Here is a 20,332-nt window from a genome sequence, read left to right as displayed (position 1 = left end):
ACGCATGACCAGCGCCTCCCGCCCGCCGGCCTGCCACTTCACCCACCACCCGTCGACAGCCTTCAGCGACACCCCGAACACCGCCGCCACGTCCTGACGGTCCCGCCCCGCCACCAACGCGGCCACCGCCCGCAACCGCAGGGCCTCCTGCGTCGACGGCGACAGATGCCGCGCGTCCCCCACCAGATCGCTCACACACCACCAACGACCCAGAACCCAAACCGTTTCGGATCAATAGGCCAGGCCAGGCGGCGGTGCGTCGAAGGCTGCGACGGCCGCATCTGAGGCGGCCGTCCAGGGCTCGGCTGCGTAAATGACCGCTTCCGCAGGCTGTTCTTCAAGGGACTGCAGAAGGTCCAGGAGAGTAGGCACGGCGAGAGACTACGTCGCTCACCGCGAACGAGGCCTCGAACTGAGTCGCTCACCTGAGGATTCACCGGACGCGAGGGCGGCCTTCGTCTGATCACGCGACCGGCGCATTCGTCTCCTGACGGACGCTCGTTGGCGACGACCTTCACGGTGTTGTTGCGGGGAGCGCTACGCGATACTTCTCCTATGGACTGGTACGAGCAGGCCCGGACAGCGGAACAGCTCCGAGATTGGGATACCGCCATCGCGTTGGTCAGCGCCCGTGCCGAGTGCTACTCCGCCGATTCCTACGCACACTCCCGCCATCTGTGGCACATGGATTTGCTCGTCAGCGCGGAACGGTTCACGCAACTCACGGCACTCGCACTCACGGATGTCCACGCACGTCGGAGACTCAACAGGGCGCTTCACGAGCGGGGAATGGACACGGTGCTGCGGCGCCGTGCTGAGGACGGCGACAGCGGCGCCCAGTACCACTTTGTGAAATTGCTGTGCGAGACCGGCCGGCTCCAGGAGGCCGGTCGAGCGGTTCATGACCTCGGACCTGAAGATGAGTACGCGCACCAGCTCGTGGCCGGCTTTCAAACGCCCGCGAGCGACACGCGGTAGCGTCCGGGACCTGTCAATCTGACCCGTCACGGTTTGTGAATCCATGCCGCCTCTGGGCAAAGCCGGTCGCGCTCACTGCTTTCGAGTGAAGCCCTCCGCCGCGAGTGACCCTATCCAGGTAGCCGTCGTGGTTGCCCGGGTAGATCCTTGGGCGGACCATTGGGGGAAAGCGCCCTCTTAGAAGCGGGTGTCGTCGACCACGGGAACCTCCGGCACGGCCGATCCGGTCCGGGCGTCACCGGCAGGACCCGGGTCCGCCGAGCGCTGGGACTTCGGGGCGGTCGGGGGCTTGGTGCCGCAGAAGGCGGGTTCCAGGGTGTTGGTGAGGCCCTGCGTCACCGCGCTGTTGTTGGAGGCGTTGGCGAAGACCACGACCGTCCGGCCGCCATCGCGGGTGGCGAACGACTGGGTCTGGTAGCCCTGCACGATGCCGCCGTGGCCGTAGACCTTGCCGCAGGACAGCGAGATCTCACGAAGTCCCAGCCCGTAGGAGACGTTCGCCGTCGACGTGGGCAGCACGCTCGTCATCTGCCGTAGCGACTCGTCGGAGATCAGCTCGCCGGCACTGCCGGCCATCAGCGCGGTGAGGAAGCGGTCGAGGTCGGCGGCGGACGAGATGACGGCGCCCGAGCTGCCCACCCAGGAGCCGTTCTGCTCGGTGGAGTCCAGGAGGGGCTTGGTGCGGTCGTCGTTCGTGAGGTAGCCGGTGACGTGAGCTCCGTCGATCTCCCTGTCGGGGACCACGTAGGAGGTGTGGGTCAGGCCGAGCGGCTCGATGATCTCCGTGCGCAGCGTTTCCTCGTACGAGTTGCCGGTGATGTGCGCGATGGCCATGCCCAGCAGGACGTAGTTGGTGTTCGAGTACGAGTACCGGGCCCCCGGCGTGAACTGCGGGCCGTGTTTCACCGAGAGCGCCACGAGCTCGGAGGGCGTGTAGACGGTGTTGCGGATGCGCTTCTCGAACACGCTGGTGGTCTCCTCGCCGGACTGTTCGAGGAGATCGTCGCTGTGGTCGTAGATACCGGAGCGGTGCTGGAGCACTTGACGGACTGTCATGCCCCAGCCCACCGGCAGGGTGCCGTCGGGGAGGTAGTCACGCACCGGCTTGTCGAGGTCGAGGCGTCCCTGGTCCGCGAGGCGCAGTGTCAGCGCGGAGGTGAACATCTTCGTGTTGCTGCCGACCCGGAAGCGCCAGTTGGACTTCATCGGCGTGCCGTCCAGGGAGGCCTTTCCGACAGCGATGCGCGCGGTGCCCCCGGATCGGTTGTGATCACGTACCACGGCGAACGCCCCGGGCGCGCCCGCGGCGACCGTACGCTCCAGAGCCGCACGCACGGCCACCGGGTCTGTCGCGGGGCCCCGTGCCGGCTCGGCCATCGCGTGGGTCGTCCCCACCGCGGCGAACACCACACTGCTCACGACCACGGTCGCCGAACGCGCGAACCGGGCTACTGCCATGGGAAATCCCCCACTCGCCAGTGCCTCGAAGGGAACGGGCCCCGGTCTCCGGGCCCGTGTGGTGGAGATCGTATCGGGGCGTGCGGGCGCGGATCGGGTTCGACGTACCGATGTCCCCCAAGTCGGTGAGGGTGCGCCGGCCCCGCCTCGGTGTCGGGCGGCAGGCGGCGTAGCAAAGGCCTTGCCGAATGGCCGACTTAGCGAGCTATAGTGCTAGGCAACTAGATAAATGGAGGAACCGTTGATTGAGTTCCACCTGAACAGCCGGTCCGGCCTGCCCCCGTACCAGCAGTTGGTGCAGCAGGTTCGGCACGCCCTGCGCCTGGGCCTGCTGACCGAGGGCGACAGGCTGCCCACGGTCAAGGACGTGGCCAAGCAGATGGCGGTCAACCCGAACACGGTGCTGAAGGCGTACCGGGAGTTGGAGCACGACGGCCTGGTGGCCGCCCGTCCCGGGGTGGGGACGTTCGTGACCCGCACGCTGGCCGACGCCTCGCTCGCCGCGCACGGCGCGCTCCGCAGGGACCTGCAGCGCTGGCTGACCAAGGCCCGCCTGGCCGGGCTCGACGAGGAGAGCATCGAGGCGCTGTTCGTGAGCACCTTTCGGAACGCCGGAGAGGACGTAGCGTGAGCACGATCTTGCGAGCCCAGGGCCTGGGCAAGAGGTACAAGCAGCGCTGGGCGCTGCAGCACTGCGACCTGGACGTTCCCGCCGGCCGGGTGGTCGGCCTGGTCGGCCCCAACGGCGCCGGCAAGTCGACCTTGTTGAGTCTGGCCTCCGGCATGCTGACCCCGACGGCCGGCACCATCGAGGTCTGCGGTGGCCGTCCTGCCGAGGGCGTGGAACAGCTGGCCAAGGTCGGCTTCGTGGCCCAGGACACCCCGACCTACGCCTCGCTGAGCGTCGCCGACCACCTCGACTTAGGCCGGCGCCTCAACCCGAACTGGGACGACGCCCTGGCGCGCGACCGGATCCGTCGCCTGGGTCTGGACCCCAAACAGAGAGCCGGCAAGCTGTCCGGCGGCCAGCGCGCGCAGCTCGCTCTCACCCTGGGCATCGCCAAGCGCCCGGAACTTCTCATCCTCGACGAGCCGGTCGCGGCCCTGGACCCGCTCGCCCGCCGGGAATTCATGCAGGACCTGATGGAGGCCGTCGCCGAGCACGAGCTGAGCGTCGTGCTCTCCTCCCACCTGGTCTCCGACGTGGAGCGGACCTGCGACTACGTCATCGTCCTGGTCGACTCCCGGGTGCAGGTGGCCGGCGACATCGACGACCTGGTCGCCTGCCACCACCGGCTCACCGGACCGCGCCGCGACCCGGCCACGCTCCCGGCCGGTCAGCACGTCATCACCGCCAGCCACACCGACCGGCAGACCACCCTCCTGGTGCGCACCGACACCGCGGTCCACGACCCGTCCTGGACGGTCAGCCCGCTGGGCCTGGAAGACATCGTCCTGGCGTACATGACCCGACCCGCGGACGCGGTCCGCGACACCCGGCCCGCGCTGGAGGTGCTCCGATGATCTGGCTGACCTGGCGTCAGTTCCGTACCCAGGCCGCCGTGATGTTCGCCGCGGTGGCCGCCTTCGCCGCCACGCTCGCGGTCACCGGCCCGCAGCTGGCCGACCTCTACCGAGCTGCCGGCAGCAGCCTGGTGGGCCGGGTCTCCAGTTCGGAGCAGGCCCTCTACTACGCCGGACTGCTGGCTGTGCTCGCCGTGCCGGCGGTCATCGGGGCGTTCTGGGGCGCGCCGCTGGTCTCCCGTGAACTGGAGACCGGCACCCACTACCTCGCGTGGAACCAGGGCGTCACCCGCACACACTGGCTGGCGACCAAGCTGGGCCTCGGCGCGGCGGCCTCCGTGGCCCTCGCCGGACTGACCAGCCTCGCGGTGAGCTGGTGGAGCGGCCCCATCGACCGGGCCGTCAACGGCGGTGGCGCGACGGACACGTACTTCGCGCGGCTCGACCCCGTGGCCTTCGCCGCACGGGGTGTCGTCCCCATGGCCCATGCCGCCTTCGCGTTCGTCCTGGGCGTCGCCCTCGGCCTCGTCATCCGCCGTACGGTGCCCGCGATGGCAACCACGCTCGCCGTCTACGTCGCCGTCCAGAGCGCCGTGCCGATGTGGATCCGGCACCACCTGGCCGCCCCGGAGCGGACCACCGTGTCGATCGAGCCCGGCGGCGCCCCCGTCGGCATCGGGGAGGACGCCACGATCGTCGTGCATCCCGAGGTGCCCGGTGCCTGGGAAACCTCCCAGCAGACGCTGAACCCCGCGGGGCAGCCTTCCACGGTGCCGTCGTCCTTCACCGACTGCCTGCACACCGAATCGGGCCCGCCCACCCACGAGCAATTCGAGCGCTGCTTCGCCGACCTCGGCTCCCTGGGATACAAGCAGCAGGTGACGTACCAGCCCGCCGGCAACTTCTGGCCCCTCCAATGGGTCGAGAGCGGGCTCTACCTGGGCGTTGCCCTGGCCCTGTCCGGGTTCTGCGTCTGGTGGCTCCGCCGCCGACTGACCTGAGGAGGTCGGCGGTCCCACGACGGGAGCAGCCGCGCGGGCAGTCGGGATCCGGCTGCCGGCGCGGCGTCCGTCTTTCCTTCTCCCCGGAAGGCCCGCAGACCGGTCCGGGGAACGGGCCCGCGAAAAGGCGCAGGTTCCGGACAGGGAAGCGGCGGCGGTCAACGCCTGCGCGCTTCGCATCCTGACAGTAGACGGGGGCCGGACCCTGCCAGACTCGGCGCAGCCCATGGAGACGTGGCAGAAGCTTCCGGAAGCCAAGCGTCATGACGAGTTCATGCGCGGATGCCGGGACGCGGCCGCGCGGCTGGTGAAACGGCCTTGAAGCGTCGCCTACGCTCCTGATGTTCGGACCGGCGGGGCAGGGATGGCGCTCCATCAACTTCCCTTCGAATGCGTCTCAGTGACTATGCGTCATACCCCGGTTCCGCCGACCCGCGATCGCCCGGCGGCAGGCCAATCGCTCGTGCTCCTCGGCCGAGCGACCTGCTCCTGTGGTCACATCCCACCCACATCGCGTAAGGTTCATCCGGCACTAGCATCTATTACCATTCGGGGGGCGGGCGGCGGTGCCGGACACCAGGGTCAGTGAGCTCGTGCGGATGTGGATCGACGGCTGGGTCGTCTCCCGCGGCAGTTCGGACCCGGTCGACGAGCCGTGGGGGTGGACGATCGACGTCGGGCAGCCCAAGCACGTCGCCCGGCACGTGCTGCCGGAGCCCGGTGAGGGCGACGTGCGCAAGATCGTCGCCGCGACGAGCGCGCCCGGAACCTGGCTGAAGCTGTTCGCCGAGGAAGAGCTGGTCCTGCCCTGGATCGGGCCGGGCTGGCGGCTCGACATCCCCGGTTTTCTGATGACCTGTCGTCTGGTGCCGGATCGCCCCGAGGTGCCGGCCGGCTACACGCTCACCAGTTGGACCCGGGGCGGCGTCAGCCAAGTCCTGGTCCGCACGCCAGCCGGGCACTTCGCCGCCCGTGGACAGATCGCCCAGGTGGACGCCCATGTCGTGGTCGACCAGGTCGAGACCGCCGCCGAGCACCAGCGCAAGGGCCTCGGCCGTCTGGTGATGCGCACGCTGCAGAGCACCGCGTACGAGGCCGGCGCAAGGACCGGCCTCCTCGTCGGCACCCCCGAAGGCCGGGCGCTCTACTCTTCGCTGGGCTGGACCCTGCGCTCCCCGATGACGAGCCTCTGGTACGAGCCCTCGGCCGCTGCCCAGTCAGCCGCGTAGGACACCACGTGGCCTGCGCCAACCGCCCGGAACGGCACCGGCCAACCCGCACGCGCCGCCCGAGGTCCGTCGTAGGGCCGCCCTCCCTCGGGAACGGAACCGGGAACTATGCTGGCAGCACTTCTCACCCCAGGGAGCAGCGTGCCGCCGCCCTTCGTCCACCGCATCACCAAGTACGACCCCGCCGACCGCAACGAGCACGGCCACTACACCGGCAGCGAGGACACGCTCAGCGACCACGGGCCGGTCGAAGCGGCGTACCTGGCAGCCATCGCCGCCTTCGCCGAGGACTCGGGCATCGACCGACTGGAGATACGCGAGCCCGCGGTCACCGGCTTCGTCCACTTCGGCCTGGAGCCGCCGGCCGAGGGGCACGGCCTCGCCGGGCTCTTCCCGCCCGACCTCACCGGCTACCACGACGGGGCAGAGGTCCCCCTCGAGGTCGCTCTGGAGCTGGTCCGGGCCATGCTCCGAGACCAGGGCGCCTGGTGCCGCCTGGAGGCGGGGGACGCGTTCAGCGTGCACGTCGGCTGGGACCAGTACGTGTTCGTGGGCAGCGACCGGTACTGCGCGGAGGCCGTGGCCCGTACACGGGAACTCGGCCTCTTCCCGGAACCGATGACGGCCTCCCCCTACGCATTCGACCCTGACGAGCGGGAAGTCACCGAGGCCGCCGACGAGGACTTCTGGACACGCGTGCGCACGGAGCTGGCCTCACGGCAGTCCCTCCTTCTGGAGGAGACGCACGTCGGCAACGGTGCGCGCTGGCACCGCCTCACGCCGCGAAACCTCGACGCGGTGCGCGCCGGACTCGGACCGCGCGCCCTGCTCACGATCTGGCCCGACCTGAACCCGGATGTCGGCGCGGTCCTCGCCGCACTGCCCGAGGAGTACTCCGTGGAGTTCGTCTGGGAGGCGCAGGACGGGACGATCGGCCACGTGCTCGTCGACGAGACCGAGTACCAGGAGCTCACCGCCCTGGTGGCCGGCGCGCGGGCGGCCTGCGCCCTGCCCCTGTACGCCGACGAACGCCACCCGCTGCTCTGCGCCGCCCTGCCCGACAGCGACGGCGTACTGCGCGCCCGCTGGTGACCCGCCCCATGCCGGGCGGCCGGGCGGCCGCCCGGCTGGTCCTGTGCGGCCCGGGGCTGGGACAATCAGGGTGTGGCCAGTAACGAGATCCGGTTCGACTGCCGGCATCGCAACGATCGCGGCGTCCTTGAGATCGTCCCGCACATCGACGGAACGCAACTCACCGAGCTGATCGACAGGTTCGAGATTGCCGCCGGGATGCAGCCGGCAGGCGATGCCTACGGCGGTCTCATCCCGCAGTTCTTCCGGTTCGGCCCGATGGCAGACCACTTCCACGGACGGTCCACTCGCGCGATGGGACCGAAGACGCCCTTGCTCGGATGTGAATGCGGCGAGTGGGGATGCTGGCCGCTGATGGCCCGGATCACGGTGACAGCCGACCTCGTGGTCTGGGACTCCTTCGAACAGCCCTACCGCACGACTCGCGATTACACGGAGTTCGGCCCGTTCCGGTTCGACCGGCACCAGTACGATGCCGCGTTGCGGGCCCTGAACGCGACGACGGATCCCGAAGTCGACGACTCGCACGTGTGAGTCGTCGACGGGCACGGGCCACTGGGCTGGAGGAGAAGGGGAAGCGATTCTTGGAGAGGTTTGAGACGGCGAGCCTGGCGCTCATGCCTGGCCAGAAGGTCAGGGCCAAGGTCGTGGGCCATCGCCCGTGGGGTGTGGTCGTTGAGATCGTCGGCTACGAGAACGCCGGCCTCTCGGCCTCCATCGACATGATCGAGCAGTTCTCCCGGACCGTTGGCAGCCATGACGAACTGCTCGCGATCTTCCCGGCCGTCGGTTCGCGGATCGATGCGGTGATCGAGCAGATCCATCGCTGGCACCCGCCGGTGTCGGTGCGGCTCAGCATCCGACCGGCCGACCTGGAGTCACTGTCCTGGCGCTGCGACTTCTGCGGAGAACGGATCACGTTGAGCCCGGGTGGAGACGCCCTGGTCCTGGACTCGCGGAGCCACGACGGCCCAGGAAGCCACACCATCGTCTCCCACCGGCACTGCCTGGCCGAGCGAATCCGCCCGGACAGCGCCGGAGAGCAGGCTCGAGCATTGAACATCGGGAAGATGTGCTGAGGCTCGCAAGGCGCCTGCCGAGCGGCGGAACGCGGTAGCGGCGGGGCCGTTCGTCTGGGTCGGCGGCCACAGCGAGGCCGCCATCCGGCGCACGGCCCGGTTCGGAGACGCCTGGCACCCGCTTCGGCTCCCCGTCCCCCTGATGCGCTCGGTCCTGACGGACCGCTCGCTGCCGGGGTTCGCACCCCGCATCGCCCTGCGGATGACCGGCACACCGGTCGACGACCCCGAGCGGCTGGCCGGTGTCGGCAGCCGCGACCAGATCCTCGACGTCGACCAGCTCCGTCTGCTGGGCGCGGACACCGTCGTACCTGACCCCTACCACGGAGATCCGGAGGAGACCCGTCGGCCCCACGCGGCCTGGCGGGCGCTCACCGCCGTGGCCACACACTGGAGGACCCCACCGTGATCATCCCTGCCGACGAGACCCTCCTGCGGCGCGCCGTACGGTTCGCAGTCGGGCGCGTTGCCGACAGTGGCCCAGGACGGCCCGGCCCCGTTCGACGAGGCACGTGCCCCCATCGACGCCTACTACCGGCCATGACGTCTGGGCCGCCTCTGTCGGATCTCGTACCTGCTTCCGGCAGGATGGGCGCATGGCGATGAGCGAGACGGAACTGCTTGCCCTCATGCGAGAACTCGACGACCCCGAAAGGCTGGAGCGGCCGCTGCACTACGACCGCGCCGCGACCGGCCTCGCGTTCAGCGGGCTGGTGAGCCGGATCGAAGCGGACTTCGGGGCCCAGTGCGAGTCCGAGCGGGACACCGGGGACTCCAGCGAGTACGGGCGCGTCCGTGTTCCCGCGGACGCGACGGTCTGCGGGACGCGGATCGTGGTCTGCGTGAGCAAGTTCGGCTCCCTCGCCGAGGTCTGCGCCGACAACCCGGGGGCCTTCCTCGGCACGGACGAAGCCCGAGAGGAGGGGGCCCTGGACCCCGCCGACCTGGCCACCGTGGAGCGGGCGTTGGCCGAACTCGGCTACGTGAGCGTCCCCGAAGAATTGCTGGAGAGCGACTACGAGGGCCCCAGCGCGCTGGAGTACTTCGCAAGGCGGCCCACCTGGGCGACGCGGTTCTTCGGCACGATCTGGTGATCCACCCGCCCGGGGGCCGCGGAACGCGGGGTGCTTACTGGGGGAGACGGGCCAGCAAGTGGGCGTCGAGGAAGCCCCTTTCGGTGGCCGGGTCGTGGAGCAGCCGGGCGAACGGGTCGAGCCCGGCGCCGGTCAGCAGCTCGGCGAGCCGGTCCGTCGGCCAGCTGTAGGCGGGTGCCACCTTGTGGTCGAAGCGGACCGGCTCGGGTCCGTCGGTCGCGAAGAACGAGACCAGGAGCAGGCCCCCCGGGGCCAGGACACGCACCTGCTCGGCGAGGAGCGCGGGCAGTTCCCCGGGCGGGGTGTGGATCATCGAGTAGTGGGACAGTACGCCGCCGAGCGAGCCGTCCTCGACCGGCAGGGCCTCCATCCGCGCCTCGTCGAACCGCAGTGCCGGATGGGCCCGGCGGGCGTGGTCGACCATGGCGGGGGAGAGGTCGAGCCCGAAGGCGTCCAGGCCGAGGTCGTCCAGCATGGCCGTCAGATGCCCGGGCCCGCACCCGACATCGGCCACCCGCGGGTTCCCCGCCCCGCGCACCAGCTCGGCGAAGGTGCCGATCATGGACCGCGAGAACGGATGCGTCTCCAGCCGCCGGTCGGCGAACATCGACGCGTACAGCTCGACGACCGCGTCGTAGGCCGCCCTGGTCTCGTTCTGGTGTTCTGTCACGGGAAGGAAGCTAACATCCCTACGACCCGCGGCAGTTCCCCGGCCCCGCCCGGCCCGGCCACCGACCCCAGGGCGCCCGGGCCCCCGCCCGCTTCTAGGCGGATGGTCGGGGGACCACCTTGATGTTGAACGTGTGGGAGCCCAGGCCGAGGGCGATGCCCGTGAAGAGCAGGGCGAAGTGCTCCTGGCCGCGTGCCGTGGTGATGCCGCCTATGTCCAGTTGGGAGGAGGCGGGCCAGCCCAGGTCGGTGAGGAGCCGGCCGGTGGTGCGTTTGGCTTCGGGGTCGTCGCCGGACAGGAAGATCGTGCTCGGGCCGTCCAGTCCGCCCGGGTCGGTCATCGCGGTGGAGTCCATGGTGCACAGCGTCTTGACGACCGGCGTGAGGGGGAAGGCCGCCTGGATCTGTTCGGCCAGGCTGCTGTTGGGGTGTGAGAGTTCGGTGTAGTCGTCCGAGAGGCCGATCCCGACGTCGATGAGGAGGGTGCCGGCCAGTGCCGGTGCCCCGATGGAGTGGAGCAGGTCCAGGGAGACGGTTCCCGGGGTGGCGTTGACGAGTACCTCCGCGTGGGCGGCTGTCTCGTCCAGGGTTGCCACGGGGAAGCCGAGGTCCTTGCGGTCTTCGGGCCGGCGTGAGCCGAGGAGCACGTCGTGTCCCGCGGCTCCCCAGCCGTGGGCCAGTGCTCGGGCGACGTTTCCGGTACCAAGTAGTCCTAAGCGCATGCCTCGACGTTAGGCGCTGCCGGCGGTGCCCGGATCGGACTCCGGTCGGAGACGGACCGGGACCAAAGACCTGGGCCGGTGGTCGCCCGCCATGATCCGCCTGCGCCGGCGCCGGTTCGGCGACCCGCCCATCCGCCCCGGTCAGCGGCCTTGACTTCCCGGCCCCGGCCCCGGCCCCGCCCCTGTCGCAGCCAGATCCACCCCGGTCCGGTACAGCTCGACCAGCAGCGGTCGCAGGGCGGCGCCCGCCGCGGTCAGACCGTAGCGCGTGCGCACGGGGAAGCCGGGCAGCCGTTCGCGGACGGCCAGGCCCCGCGCCTCCAGCGTCCGCAGCCGCTCCGTGAGCACCTTCGGGCTGATCTCGGGAAGCCGGGCCGCAAGCGCCCCGAACGACAGCGGCCCGCCCATCAGTTCCCGCAGTACGAGCGTGGTCCAGCGCCCGGACACCGCCGCGAGGGCCAGCTCCACCGGGCAGTCCGGCTCCGGCCGCCGGGTACGCCCGCCGACGTCGGGGACCAGTTCGGCGTCCCACCGGGCGGTTCCCTCGTGGCTTTCCGTTTGGTGACCCATTTCGGCCCCGGCTTGGCTGCTCCCATGAGCATCGAACGCGATCATGCGCCCACTGTCGCCCTGACCACCGACCCCCGGCAACACCCGGCCGTCTTCGCCGCGGCCTTCAACACCGGCGACGCGGCGGCCGTGGCCCAGGTGTACGAGCCGGACGCAGTCTTCGTCCCGCGCCCCGGGACCCCGCTGACGGGGGCGGCGCTCGCCTCGGCCACGGCGGACTTCCTCGCGCTGGGGCTGCCGATCGAGGTGCGGCCCCGCCACACGTACGCGGCGGGGGACCTCGCGCTGCTGATCGTCGACTGGAGCATCGAGGGAACCGGTCCCGACGGGGCGGCCGTCCGGCTGGCCGGGACCGCCACGGACGTCGCCCGGCGCGGTCCGGACGGCCTGTGGCGCTACGCCGTCGACAACCCGTTCGGTACCGCGGCCGCCTGACGCATCCGGGTGCGAGCCGTCAACGGCTCCGGCGGGCGTTGAGCCGGGCGGCCCGGCGCGTCAGGTGGTCGCGCTCGGCGAGGTTGGGTGCCTTGCGGGCCGCCTCGGCGTACAGCCGTGCCGCCGTGGCCAGGTCGCCGTCGCGCTCGTGGAGGTATGCCGCCACCGCGGCGTGGCGGGGCAGGGAGGCGTCCAGCGCCGCGAGTGCCGCCAAGCCGGCGCGCGGCCCCTCCGCCTCGCCGACGGCGACCGCGCGGTTGAGCCGTACGACGGGGTTGTCGGTCAGGCGCGCGAGCTCGTCGTACCACTCGACGATCTGCGGCCAGTCGGTCTCCTCGGCGGTGGGCGCGTCGGCGTGGAGGGCCGCGATGGCGGCCTGGGCCTGGAACTCGCCCAGCCGGTCGCGGGCGAGGGCCGCCTGGAGGATCGTGACGCCCTCGGCGATCGAGTGGGTGTCCCAGCGGCCGCGGTCCTGCTCGGCGAGCGGAACCAGGCTGCCGTCGGGCGCGGTCCGGGACGCGCGCCGGGCGTGGTGGAGCAGCATGAGGGCGAGCAGCCCCGCCACCTCGGGGTGGTCGAACCGGGCCGCGAGCTGCCGGGTGAGCCGGATGGCCTCGGCGGCGAGGTCGACGTCGCCGGAGTAGCCCTCGTTGAAGACCAGGTAGAGGACGCGCAGCACGGTGGCGACGTCGCCGGGCTGGTCGAACCGCACGCTGGAGACGGTGCGCTTGGCCCGGCTGATGCGCTGCGCCATCGTCGCCTCGGGCACCAGGTAGGCCTGGGCGATCTGGCGGGTGGTGAGCCCGCCGACGGCACGCAGCGTGAGCGCGACCGCGGACGACGGCGTCAGCGACGGGTGGGCGCACAGGAAGTAGAGCTGGAGCGTGTCGTCCGTCGCGGGCGCCGGCCCTGGCCCCGGCTCCTCGTCGACCAGGTCCTCACGCCGACGGCGGGCGGCGTCCGCCCGCACCGCGTCGAGGAACCGGCGCCAGGCCACGGTGACCAGCCAGCCCTTCGGATCGCGCGGCGGGGCGGCCGGCCAGACGCGGACCGCCTCGACGAGTGCGTCCTGCACGGCGTCCTCGGCCGCCGCGAAGTCGGCTCCGCGGCGGACGAGGATGGCGAGCACACTGGGCGTGAGGCTGCGGAGCAGGACCTCGTCCATGGATGAGGTCACTCCGTGATGGTGGGCGGCGCCGACAGGAACGGGCGCACCTCGAGCCACTCGTGGATCGGCTTCCCGCCCGCCCCGGGGGCGGCCGACAGTTCCCCGGCCAGCTCGACGGCGCGCTGGTAGGTGTCGACGTCGATCACCATCCAGCCGGCGATGAGGTCCTTGGTCTCGGCGAACGGCCCGTCGGTGACCGGCGGGCGCCCCTCACCGTCGTACCGGACCCACGTCCCCTCGGGGGCGAGCGCCTGTCCGTCGACGAACTCGCCGGTCTTCTCGATCCGGGCGGCGAAGTCGTGCATGTACTGCATGTGCGCCGAGATCTCCTGCGGCGTCCACTGGTCCATCGGTACGTCGTTGACCGGAGCCGGGGCGCCGCGGTAGTGCTTGAGCAGCAGGTACTTGGCCATCGTGTTTCTCCTCGCTGGTGCGACCCATTGTGGTCGCGTTCATTGCAGGGACGGAGCCGGCCACGAGTTCTCGACATCGCCGTCCGATATTTTTCCGGGATTCCGCGGATGAGGCTGCTGAGCCGTCAACGCGGTGACCGTCTGCGCGCTCTCCGCAACCCTCGGCTAGACGCCCCCACCGGGGTCGGCAGGCCAGTGCCTTTTCGTGTCGCGGTCGCCTGCCGGCCCGCCGTCTGGGTCCTCGCGGCCTCCAGCGTGCTGCGCGCCTGGGCCCTGCCCGTTTCCAGTACGCCACACACGAGGATGGCCCGTCGGCCGCCCTGCCGCCTCCGCGCCCGCCTCCCGCCGCGGCTTGGCAGGCCGGTGTCGTAGGGCTGTGGCTGTCCGGCCCCGCCCGCTTACTGCAGGCACCCGACGGGCAGGTGATGCCGCACGTTCCCTCCGTACACCGACTGCGGAAAGTCCGGATACTGCACGATGATCCAGAACCGCGGGACGCGGCCCTCGAAGGACCCCCGTACCCGCACCGTCTGGGTCTTGCCCAGTGCCACCGTTCCGGAGGCCGGCTCGATGACCACGCCGCGCGGGATGTTGCCGTCGGCGTACCGCGCCTGCCCCGGGTCGTAGTCGAGCGCGACGGCCTCCCAGCGGGCAGCGGCGTGATCTGCGGAGAGCGTGAGCTCGATGTCCAGCGCTGTGCATGAGGCGCGGATCACGCCGGTCTTGTAGTCCATGACCGGGCGTGTCCGGTCCACGCGGATGTGCCCGGTGTTCTTGTCGTCCGGTCGCGGGGTGGGCGAACTCGTCGGACTCGGCACGGAGGAAGGCTTCTTGGGTGAAGGTGTGGGCTTGACGGACTTCCCGCCGCCGGTCGGGGACGCATCGGCCGACCGCTTCGGCTGCCGCCCGCCCGTACTGCTTCCCCCGTCGTCACAGGAGGCCCCGGTCACCGCCAGCACGAGCACCGCCGCCATGGCCGCTGCCCGCACACCACGCTGCTGCATCATGTCGCCCCCGGCGCGTTCGCAGGATCTGACTCAAGCCACGTCGTAGCGTCCTGCCGTCCGCTGATCGACTCAACGAGCCGGCGGAATCGTTGCGGAGTTGTTCCTGATCGCAGCTGGAAGGCTGACATCCAACCTCAACGAGCCCGCCCCCTCAAGGGCGTCACCCCATCGCGAACGCGGACACCAAAGTGTCGGCCCGGACCCTCAGTTCGGCCGACAGGGACCCGTTCACCGCCACGGACACCTCATCTCCGCCCACCGAGCGGGCAAGCCGAACCTCGACTTCGCGCTCCTCGCCGACCAACACGTACGAGTACCAGCCGTCGGCACGCTCGTCGTCGGTCTCCTCGATCCCCAACTCCACCGCGTCCCAGTCGGTGGCATCGAAGTCGTAGCCCACGTAGTGCGACAGCAACTCCAGGAACGACCTCAGGTTGCGTTCCCAGATCCACCCGGCGATATCTGCCATGACGTCCCCTCCATGCTCAGGAGGACACCCTGCCATCAATGGTCGCTGGTCGTGGAGGACTGCCTGAGGAGGGGATCGTCTGTCAGCGCGGTCGACGCCGGCTCGAAACGCGCTCGACGGGTGATCCCGTGCAGGGGATCATGTGGGGGTGTCGCCGATCGAAGCAGCAGCCGATGACCTGCAGGATCTCGCCGTTCTCTGGAGCATTGGCGAGGCCCGCGCGCACGATGTCGTGGAGGCCGCCTGCGCCGCACTCGTTGCCGGACTCGACGGCCCGGCACTCCGCATTCTGGCCGGATACACCCGCGCCGAGGCGGAGTACGAAGTGCCCGACCTGCTGCCCGTCGTACTCGATGAGCTGGACCTCGTGTTCTACCCCTACGGAAGCGAGGCCGGGCAGGAAGCAGGCGTGCGGGCGCTCGCGCACCAACTGCTGGCGGGCAAGCTGACGCCGCGAGAGCTTGCTGCGCGCATCCACCAGCGGTACGGCCATCAACTGCCGTTGGCGGAGAGTCTTGCCGAGCTCGACGACGAGTACGACATCGTCGAGTACGGGCGCAAGACGTCGGCCCGGCTCGATGCCGAGGTCACGGCCGAGGCCCAACGTCTGGTGGATGGCTGGCGAGACCGCCCCCGAAGCCGCTAGCTGAACTGTCCCGTTCTTGCTCGCTGAGGTACGGCGTCCTTCCACCATCCCGTGCATGCCGGTTCCCGGGCCTCGAGCGGGTGAGTAAGCAGCTCCTGAAACAGCGCTCCCCCTCCCCGGTCCGCCTCGACTGGCCGGCCCTCGAGTCCGGCGCTCCGGCAGCGCGGCAGCGCGTACGGATCAGGACGCTGTGGGTGCCAGGCATCCGGCAGTATGACCCTGTGATCGTCCTACCCGGCACCCGTGGCCGAACCGCCGCCGACCGAATGATGAGCCGTACGGCTGCAGCCGGGGCTGCTGTGGTGACCGTCGGCCTGGGGCTGGGGCTCAGGGCCGTGACGACGGGGAGCTTGGCCAAGTACGGCGGGGACGCCCTGTACACCGTCTTGATCATGACCCTTGTGCTGCTGGTCGCCCCGCGGGTGACGCCTCTGCGAGCCGCCGCGAGCGCGCTGGCCTTCAGTTGGGCGGTCGAGTTCCTCCAGCTCACCGCGCTACCGGCAGAGCTGTCCCAGCGCAGCGTCGTCGCCCGACTCGTGCTCGGGTCCACGTTCAACGCACCCGACCTGTTCTGGTACGGGGTTGGCGCGGGTGCGGGATGGCTCGTCCACACCGCGGTGCGGCGGCACTTGCGCTAGTCCTCACGGCGGACGGCGAGGCGGCGAGCGAGGGGCGCCTTGAGGCCGGGGGTCCACCGGCCCAGAGCCGGGAGTGACCACTGTCCCCCCGGCTCGTCGGACCGAACCGTACGTGTTCAGGCGCTCGGTGCCGGGATGTACGCGAGCCCGTGCGCTCCCGCCTCTGCCGTGCGGTCGACGTGGAGGGTCGTCACCACCTTCAGCCGCGCCAGGTCCACCACCGTCACCGTGCTGGAGGAGACCGCCGCGACATAGCCGTACCTGCCGTCCGGCGACGAGGTGATCGTCAAGGGGAAGGCGCCGACCTCCACGCAGCCGTGCTCCGAGCCGTCCGTTCCGTACACGTGCAGGAGCCCCGGCGCCTGCTCGCCCAGCCCCGGCCCGCCCGCTCGCATCCGCAGTTCACCGGCGAGTACCAGATCCGTTGCGGTGGCGTGGACGGGGAAGACGAAGCCGTCCGTGCGATGCGTCAGTACCAAGGCTCCGGTCGCGGTGTCGATGACGCGCACGCCGGCGTCCGGGACCGTCCCCGTGACCCCGAAGTCGCCCTTGGGGGCTGCGGCGTAGACGAACCGCCCGTCGGGCGAGGTGGCGATGCCCTCGCTCCCGGGTACCGGGATGCGGCCGAAGGTTCCCGCCGAGCCCGCCGCGCCGGTGTCGACGACCGAGAGGAACGGAGCCTCCTTGTTCGCGCTGTACGCCCGGCTCCCGTCCGGCGCGAGCGCGAACCAGTGCGGGCCGGGCGCGGCGACCGGCACCCTGCGGACGGGCTTGAGGGAGTCCGCGTCGAGCGCGACCAGGGCGCCGTCCTCGGCGTCGTACGCCTCGACGCTCACCCACAGCAGCCGCCCTGACGGGTCCAAGGCGATGCCGTGGGGGGCGCGTTCCGGTGAGAGGTCGACGATATTGAGGATCCGGCGTCGATCGGGGTCGATCACCACGAGCTCGTGCGCGCGGCCGCTGTTGGCGTGGTAGTAGCCCGAGCGGTACGTGATGGTGGCGTACAGCCGCCGCCGTACCGGGTCGAAGCACAGCTCGTGCGGCTCGTTCGGCACCTCCAGTACGGAGAGCCGACGGAAGTCCGCCGCATCGAAGAAGGTGATGGTGGAGCCACTCTGGCTGGCCACGGCGAGGAAGTCTGCGTTCTTGCCGATCTGCGTCATGTCCCCAAGCCTGGGAGGCCCCGCAGATTAACTCCAGTGCATGTATGGCAAGGTGTGATTGCGCCGGACGAAATGATGCTGGTCGCCCGCGCAGGGGGCGGACAAGACTGTGAGGGGAGACACAGCGCGTGGACGGACTCGGCAGACCGATGGACCTGAGCCTGCTGGTTGCCCTCGACGCCCTGCTCGAGGAAGAGAGCGTCACTGCGGCAGCCGCCCGCCTGCACGTGTCCGCGCCCGCCATGAGCCGCACGCTCGGACGCATCCGCACGGCCCTCGCCGACCCCGTCCTGGTACGCGCCGGAAGGCGACTCGTCCCGACGCCGCGCGCCGTCGAACTGCGACCGCGCGTCCGCGCCCTCGTCCGCGAAGCGCGGGCCATTCTGGTTCCGGAGCCGGTCACCGACCCTGCACGGCTGTCCCGCGATTTCACCGTCCAAGCGAGCGACGCGGTGCTCACCGGCCTCGCCTCACGACTTGTCAGCGCGGTCGCCAGGCAGGCCCCGGGCGTCACCCTGCGCTTCCTGCCGGAGGCTCTGGAGGGCACACCCGCCCTGCGCGAGGGACGGCTCGACCTGGAGATCGGCGTCATCGGCCACCCCGACCCGGAAACCCGGATCGAACCACTCGGCCGGACCCGCATCCTCGCAGCCGTGCGCGCCGGCCACCCCCTGACCGCCCGTCCGACGGTGACCGCCCGGGCCTTCGCCGCAGCCGACCACATCGGCGTGTCCCGGCAGGGGCGCGCCCGGGGGCCCATCGACGACCGGCTGGCCGAACTCGGGCTGCGCCGCCGGGTGGTCGCAGTCCTGCCGAGCTGGAGCGCCGCGTTCCTCCTGTGCAGAGAAACGGATCTGGTCTGCCTGATGCCGGCCGACTCCGCGGAGTACAACCGGGAGGTGCTGGACCTGCGCACGTTCGAGATCCCCCTGGAACTACCGCCCTTGCTCCTCGGCATGGCCTGGCACCCACGCAATGACGCCGACCCGGAGCACATCTGGCTCCGCGACCGCGTCCGGGACAGCTGGCGGCCGGAGGTCGGGGTTGTCCCGGGCAGCTGACGGGGGTTGATCCGCGCTCCCTCCGTCATCCGCTGCACTGCGACGGAGTCATGAGTCCGTGGTGCGAGACTCGCCTCGCCCAAGGGACCACCCGACATCAGCATCCGGCCCCGACCCACCCGCAATGCCTCCCTCATGGACCTCGCCACCGAACTGCCCGCCTGCGTCTTCAGCCGTCTGCTCGGCTTCAGCGAGCGGACCGCCGCGAACTGGATCGCGGAAAGCGGCAGCGATGATGCTGCTTGCCGCCCACGGGCCCGCTACACGGGCGCCACCCGCCCTGATCGGTGAGAAGCGGCGCCGCTGCGGGCGGCGAGCAGGAAGAGCAAGTTGGCCACCGAGTCCAGCACGCCGGCCGTCGCCGACATCGCGTACGCGGGCTTCTTCGTGCCCAGTCGCCGGTACATCAGCCCGGCCGCGACCAGCGTGACCGCGGAGGAAACGGCGCGGCCGACGATCAGCGGGCCGACGCCGCTGTCCGCGGGCGCTTGGTGCAGGAAGACCAACTGCAGGGCGATGGCGGCGCCCGCGCCGAAGGCCATCAGCAGCGCGGTGCGCGATGGAGGTACGCGGCCGGCGCCGTGTCCTGCGCTCACCAGCACGACGGCCGCCAGCGCCAGCGGCAGACCGATCAGCCCTACAACGCACCGACCGGAACGAGTCAACCAAACGACCGCATGGTGCAGTGCAGTGATCCATCTGCCTGGAGGGATGAAGCGATGGCCGAGACCGAGGCGGCACTGCGGACGCTCGCGCGCAATGTCCGCGCCGCCCGCACCCGCGCCGGGCTGTCCCTCGACGAACTGGGCCGGCGTGCCAAGGTCAGCAAGGGGGCCCTGGTCGCCCTGGAGAAGGCCCAGGGCAACCCCAACTTCGCCACCCTGGTCCGTCTCGCCGACACCCTGGGTATCTCGGTGTCCGCACTGATGGAAGGGCCGGCTGAAGCACGCGTCAGAGTCGTGTCCGCCGATGCCGTCATGCCCTTGTGGGCCGGGGAGAAGGGTGGGGAGGCGCGGCTCATGCTGACCACCTCGGGACCGGCCCCGGTCGAGGTCTGGCGCTGGAAGCTGGAACCGGGCGAGGAGTACCCCAGTCACCCGCACCAGGCCGGCGTCGTGGAGACCGTCAGCGTCACCGTCGGACAGATGATGCTCGTCGTCGAGGGCACCGAGCATCGTGTGGTGGCCGGGCAGACCGCCACCTTCGATGGTGACGCCCCCCACGCCTACCGGGGCTCAGGCACCGAGACCTGCCACCTGATCATGACGGTCCACATCCCGCCCGGCCCTGGGCCCGGCCCCACGGCCTGACGGGCAGCGGGGTCTGTCGTCTATCGCGTCTTGCCTTCTGGGGCAAGGCGCAGGCGGGTTTCACGCAGTTCCCCGCGCCGCGCTTGCCTACGTGGAGGTGGGTCTGGCTACTTGGACCGTCCGGACTGCCTCTGCGTATGCCTCCTGAGCTGGGCCGAGAGTTTGTCGACGAGTGCGTCGATGGCCGCGTACATGTCGGAGGCTGTTGCGGCCAGGGCGGTGAGGTCCCGGCCATCCACCCGGAGGGTGCCCGAGGCGGTCTGCTGCGTGCCGTTGACCTTCAGGGTCACGTCAGCGCTGGTGGTCTCGGTGCCCTGCGTGTTGAGCTTGGCCAGCTTCTCGCCGACGAAACCGCGCAGCGCGTCGGTGATCTCGACGTTGTCTCCGTTGAGCGTGTAGTCCATCGTGTGTCTCTCGGTTGTCTGACAGGTCCTCGCTGGTCAGGCTGGGTGCCTTGGCGGTCACGAACGAGGATGCGGCAGAACTCTATCGTTCAAGCATCAGATGTTCGGCGGCGCGGCGCGATGAGCTGTGGCTGGCCCTGCCCGAGGATGCGTCGGGGGAGGACCGGCCCGGTTCCCGCCCGGAACCCGGACCGGCCACGAT

General features: G+C 70.6%; 25 protein-coding genes and 2 pseudogenes. 15 read left to right on the top strand and 12 right to left on the bottom strand.

Annotation, left to right across the window (positions count from 1 at the left end):
• A partial coding sequence (locus tag AB0O21_RS33120) for a helix-turn-helix domain-containing protein (RefSeq protein ID WP_365177192.1) occupies nucleotides 1-195 on the bottom strand: 195 nt, incomplete at its 3' end.
• Between the two features lie 360 nt (nucleotides 196-555).
• Here AB0O21_RS33120 and AB0O21_RS33115 point away from each other — a divergent pair.
• On the top strand, nucleotides 556-978 hold the full coding sequence (locus AB0O21_RS33115; RefSeq protein ID WP_365177190.1) for a hypothetical protein: 423 nt from the start codon (nucleotides 556-558) through the stop codon (nucleotides 976-978).
• 177 nt (nucleotides 979-1,155) lie between these two features.
• Here AB0O21_RS33115 and AB0O21_RS33110 read toward each other — a convergent pair whose 3' ends face one another.
• Nucleotides 1,156-2,436 carry a serine hydrolase domain-containing protein gene (locus AB0O21_RS33110; RefSeq protein ID WP_365177188.1) on the bottom strand — a complete coding sequence of 427 codons (1,281 nt, stop codon included), beginning with the start codon at nucleotides 2,434-2,436 and terminating at the stop codon, nucleotides 1,156-1,158.
• A 229-nt stretch (nucleotides 2,437-2,665) separates the two neighbouring features.
• Here AB0O21_RS33110 and AB0O21_RS33105 point away from each other — a divergent pair, with 229 nt between their 5' ends.
• The 9 genes and pseudogenes from AB0O21_RS33105 (at nucleotide 2,666) to AB0O21_RS33065 (ending at nucleotide 9,455) form a co-directional block, all read left to right on the top strand.
• The gene (locus AB0O21_RS33105) at nucleotides 2,666-3,067 is read left to right on the top strand and encodes a GntR family transcriptional regulator (RefSeq protein WP_365177185.1); all 402 of its coding nucleotides are present in this window, start codon (nucleotides 2,666-2,668) and stop codon (nucleotides 3,065-3,067) included.
• Complete coding sequence (locus AB0O21_RS33100) at nucleotides 3,064-3,960, top strand: ABC transporter ATP-binding protein (protein ID WP_365177182.1); 897 nt, start codon at nucleotides 3,064-3,066, stop codon at nucleotides 3,958-3,960. The genes AB0O21_RS33105 and AB0O21_RS33100 overlap by 4 nt, the downstream gene beginning before the upstream one ends.
• Nucleotides 3,957-4,961, top strand: coding sequence for a transporter (locus tag AB0O21_RS33095; RefSeq protein WP_365177179.1), 1,005 nt, complete (start codon nucleotides 3,957-3,959; stop codon nucleotides 4,959-4,961). The genes AB0O21_RS33100 and AB0O21_RS33095 overlap by 4 nt, the downstream gene beginning before the upstream one ends.
• A gap of 566 nt (nucleotides 4,962-5,527) precedes the next feature.
• Nucleotides 5,528-6,190: a GNAT family N-acetyltransferase gene (locus tag AB0O21_RS33090; RefSeq protein WP_365177176.1), complete on the top strand. Its 663-nt coding sequence runs from the start codon at nucleotides 5,528-5,530 to the stop codon at nucleotides 6,188-6,190.
• A 108-nt stretch (nucleotides 6,191-6,298) separates the two neighbouring features.
• On the top strand, nucleotides 6,299-7,282 hold the full coding sequence (locus AB0O21_RS33085; RefSeq protein WP_365177173.1) for an RNA-binding protein: 984 nt from the start codon (nucleotides 6,299-6,301) through the stop codon (nucleotides 7,280-7,282).
• A gap of 72 nt (nucleotides 7,283-7,354) precedes the next feature.
• Nucleotides 7,355-7,816, top strand: a complete 462-nt coding sequence (locus AB0O21_RS33080; RefSeq protein WP_365177170.1) for a hypothetical protein — start codon at nucleotides 7,355-7,357, stop codon at nucleotides 7,814-7,816.
• A gap of 83 nt (nucleotides 7,817-7,899) precedes the next feature.
• On the top strand, nucleotides 7,900-8,361 hold the full coding sequence (locus AB0O21_RS33075; protein WP_365177167.1) for a hypothetical protein: 462 nt from the start codon (nucleotides 7,900-7,902) through the stop codon (nucleotides 8,359-8,361).
• A gap of 52 nt (nucleotides 8,362-8,413) precedes the next feature.
• Nucleotides 8,414-8,770 (top strand): annotated as a pseudogene (locus AB0O21_RS33070) (LLM class F420-dependent oxidoreductase); the annotation flags it as partial.
• A 187-nt stretch (nucleotides 8,771-8,957) separates the two neighbouring features.
• Nucleotides 8,958-9,455 carry a hypothetical protein gene (locus tag AB0O21_RS33065; RefSeq protein ID WP_365177164.1) on the top strand — a complete coding sequence of 166 codons (498 nt, stop codon included), beginning with the start codon at nucleotides 8,958-8,960 and terminating at the stop codon, nucleotides 9,453-9,455.
• Nucleotides 9,456-9,489: 34 nt separating this feature from the next.
• Here AB0O21_RS33065 and AB0O21_RS33060 read toward each other — a convergent pair whose 3' ends face one another.
• The 3 genes from AB0O21_RS33060 to AB0O21_RS33050 all read right to left on the bottom strand — a co-directional run bounded on the left by AB0O21_RS33060 (nucleotide 9,490) and on the right by AB0O21_RS33050 (nucleotide 11,416).
• Nucleotides 9,490-10,125 (bottom strand): class I SAM-dependent methyltransferase, encoded by a 636-nt coding sequence (locus AB0O21_RS33060; RefSeq protein ID WP_365177162.1) that lies wholly within the window; start codon nucleotides 10,123-10,125, stop codon nucleotides 9,490-9,492.
• Nucleotides 10,126-10,219: 94 nt separating this feature from the next.
• Complete coding sequence (locus AB0O21_RS33055; protein WP_365177160.1) at nucleotides 10,220-10,846, bottom strand: NAD(P)-binding domain-containing protein; 627 nt, start codon at nucleotides 10,844-10,846, stop codon at nucleotides 10,220-10,222.
• A gap of 141 nt (nucleotides 10,847-10,987) precedes the next feature.
• Nucleotides 10,988-11,416, bottom strand: coding sequence for a helix-turn-helix domain-containing protein (locus AB0O21_RS33050; protein WP_365177157.1), 429 nt, complete (start codon nucleotides 11,414-11,416; stop codon nucleotides 10,988-10,990).
• 24 nt (nucleotides 11,417-11,440) lie between these two features.
• Here AB0O21_RS33050 and AB0O21_RS33045 point away from each other — a divergent pair, with 24 nt between their 5' ends.
• Nucleotides 11,441-11,851 carry a DUF4440 domain-containing protein gene (locus AB0O21_RS33045; RefSeq protein ID WP_365177155.1) on the top strand — a complete coding sequence of 137 codons (411 nt, stop codon included), beginning with the start codon at nucleotides 11,441-11,443 and terminating at the stop codon, nucleotides 11,849-11,851.
• A 19-nt stretch (nucleotides 11,852-11,870) separates the two neighbouring features.
• On the opposite strand, the gene AB0O21_RS33040 is transcribed toward AB0O21_RS33045, so the two are convergent.
• From AB0O21_RS33040 to AB0O21_RS33025, 4 genes are all read right to left on the bottom strand, one after another.
• A complete protein-coding gene (locus AB0O21_RS33040) occupies nucleotides 11,871-13,016 on the bottom strand; it encodes a DUF6596 domain-containing protein (RefSeq protein ID WP_365177201.1) in 1,146 nt (381 codons plus the stop codon).
• Between the two features lie 8 nt (nucleotides 13,017-13,024).
• Complete coding sequence (locus AB0O21_RS33035; RefSeq protein WP_365177152.1) at nucleotides 13,025-13,432, bottom strand: YciI family protein; 408 nt, start codon at nucleotides 13,430-13,432, stop codon at nucleotides 13,025-13,027.
• 398 nt (nucleotides 13,433-13,830) lie between these two features.
• Nucleotides 13,831-14,439, bottom strand: a complete 609-nt coding sequence (locus AB0O21_RS33030) for a hypothetical protein (RefSeq protein WP_365177149.1) — start codon at nucleotides 14,437-14,439, stop codon at nucleotides 13,831-13,833.
• A gap of 160 nt (nucleotides 14,440-14,599) precedes the next feature.
• Entirely contained in the window at nucleotides 14,600-14,908 is a 309-nt protein-coding gene (locus tag AB0O21_RS33025; RefSeq protein WP_365177147.1) for a hypothetical protein, read from the bottom strand.
• Between the two features lie 148 nt (nucleotides 14,909-15,056).
• Here AB0O21_RS33025 and AB0O21_RS33020 point away from each other — a divergent pair, with 148 nt between their 5' ends.
• Both AB0O21_RS33020 and AB0O21_RS33015 read left to right on the top strand, forming a co-directional pair.
• Nucleotides 15,057-15,554, top strand: coding sequence for a hypothetical protein (locus AB0O21_RS33020; RefSeq protein ID WP_365177144.1), 498 nt, complete (start codon nucleotides 15,057-15,059; stop codon nucleotides 15,552-15,554).
• A 266-nt stretch (nucleotides 15,555-15,820) separates the two neighbouring features.
• Nucleotides 15,821-16,192, top strand: a complete 372-nt coding sequence (locus tag AB0O21_RS33015) for a DUF2809 domain-containing protein (RefSeq protein WP_365177198.1) — start codon at nucleotides 15,821-15,823, stop codon at nucleotides 16,190-16,192.
• Between the two features lie 116 nt (nucleotides 16,193-16,308).
• Here AB0O21_RS33015 and AB0O21_RS33010 read toward each other — a convergent pair whose 3' ends face one another.
• Nucleotides 16,309-17,355, bottom strand: coding sequence for a YncE family protein (locus AB0O21_RS33010; RefSeq protein WP_365177141.1), 1,047 nt, complete (start codon nucleotides 17,353-17,355; stop codon nucleotides 16,309-16,311).
• Nucleotides 17,356-17,483: 128 nt separating this feature from the next.
• On the opposite strand from AB0O21_RS33010, the gene AB0O21_RS33005 reads away from it, so the two are divergent.
• Nucleotides 17,484-18,416, top strand: a complete 933-nt coding sequence (locus AB0O21_RS33005) for a LysR family transcriptional regulator (protein ID WP_365177138.1) — start codon at nucleotides 17,484-17,486, stop codon at nucleotides 18,414-18,416.
• A 308-nt stretch (nucleotides 18,417-18,724) separates the two neighbouring features.
• Here the strand turns inward: AB0O21_RS33005 and AB0O21_RS33000 are convergent.
• Nucleotides 18,725-19,054: pseudogene (locus AB0O21_RS33000) on the bottom strand (EamA family transporter); the annotation flags it as partial.
• 81 nt (nucleotides 19,055-19,135) lie between these two features.
• On the opposite strand from AB0O21_RS33000, the gene AB0O21_RS32995 reads away from it, so the two are divergent.
• Entirely contained in the window at nucleotides 19,136-19,726 is a 591-nt protein-coding gene (locus AB0O21_RS32995; protein ID WP_365177135.1) for an XRE family transcriptional regulator, read from the top strand.
• A gap of 107 nt (nucleotides 19,727-19,833) precedes the next feature.
• On the opposite strand, the gene raiA is transcribed toward AB0O21_RS32995, so the two are convergent.
• Nucleotides 19,834-20,130, bottom strand: coding sequence for a ribosome-associated translation inhibitor RaiA (gene raiA / locus AB0O21_RS32990; protein ID WP_365177132.1), 297 nt, complete (start codon nucleotides 20,128-20,130; stop codon nucleotides 19,834-19,836).
• Nucleotides 20,131-20,332: the final 202 nt, after the last annotated feature.

This window comes from Streptomyces sp. NPDC091371, assembly GCF_040684275.1.
GTDB lineage: Bacteria > Actinomycetota > Actinomycetes > Streptomycetales > Streptomycetaceae > Streptomyces.
Note: the sequence above shows the minus strand (reverse complement) of the source record. Positions and strands in the feature narration are given on the sequence as shown.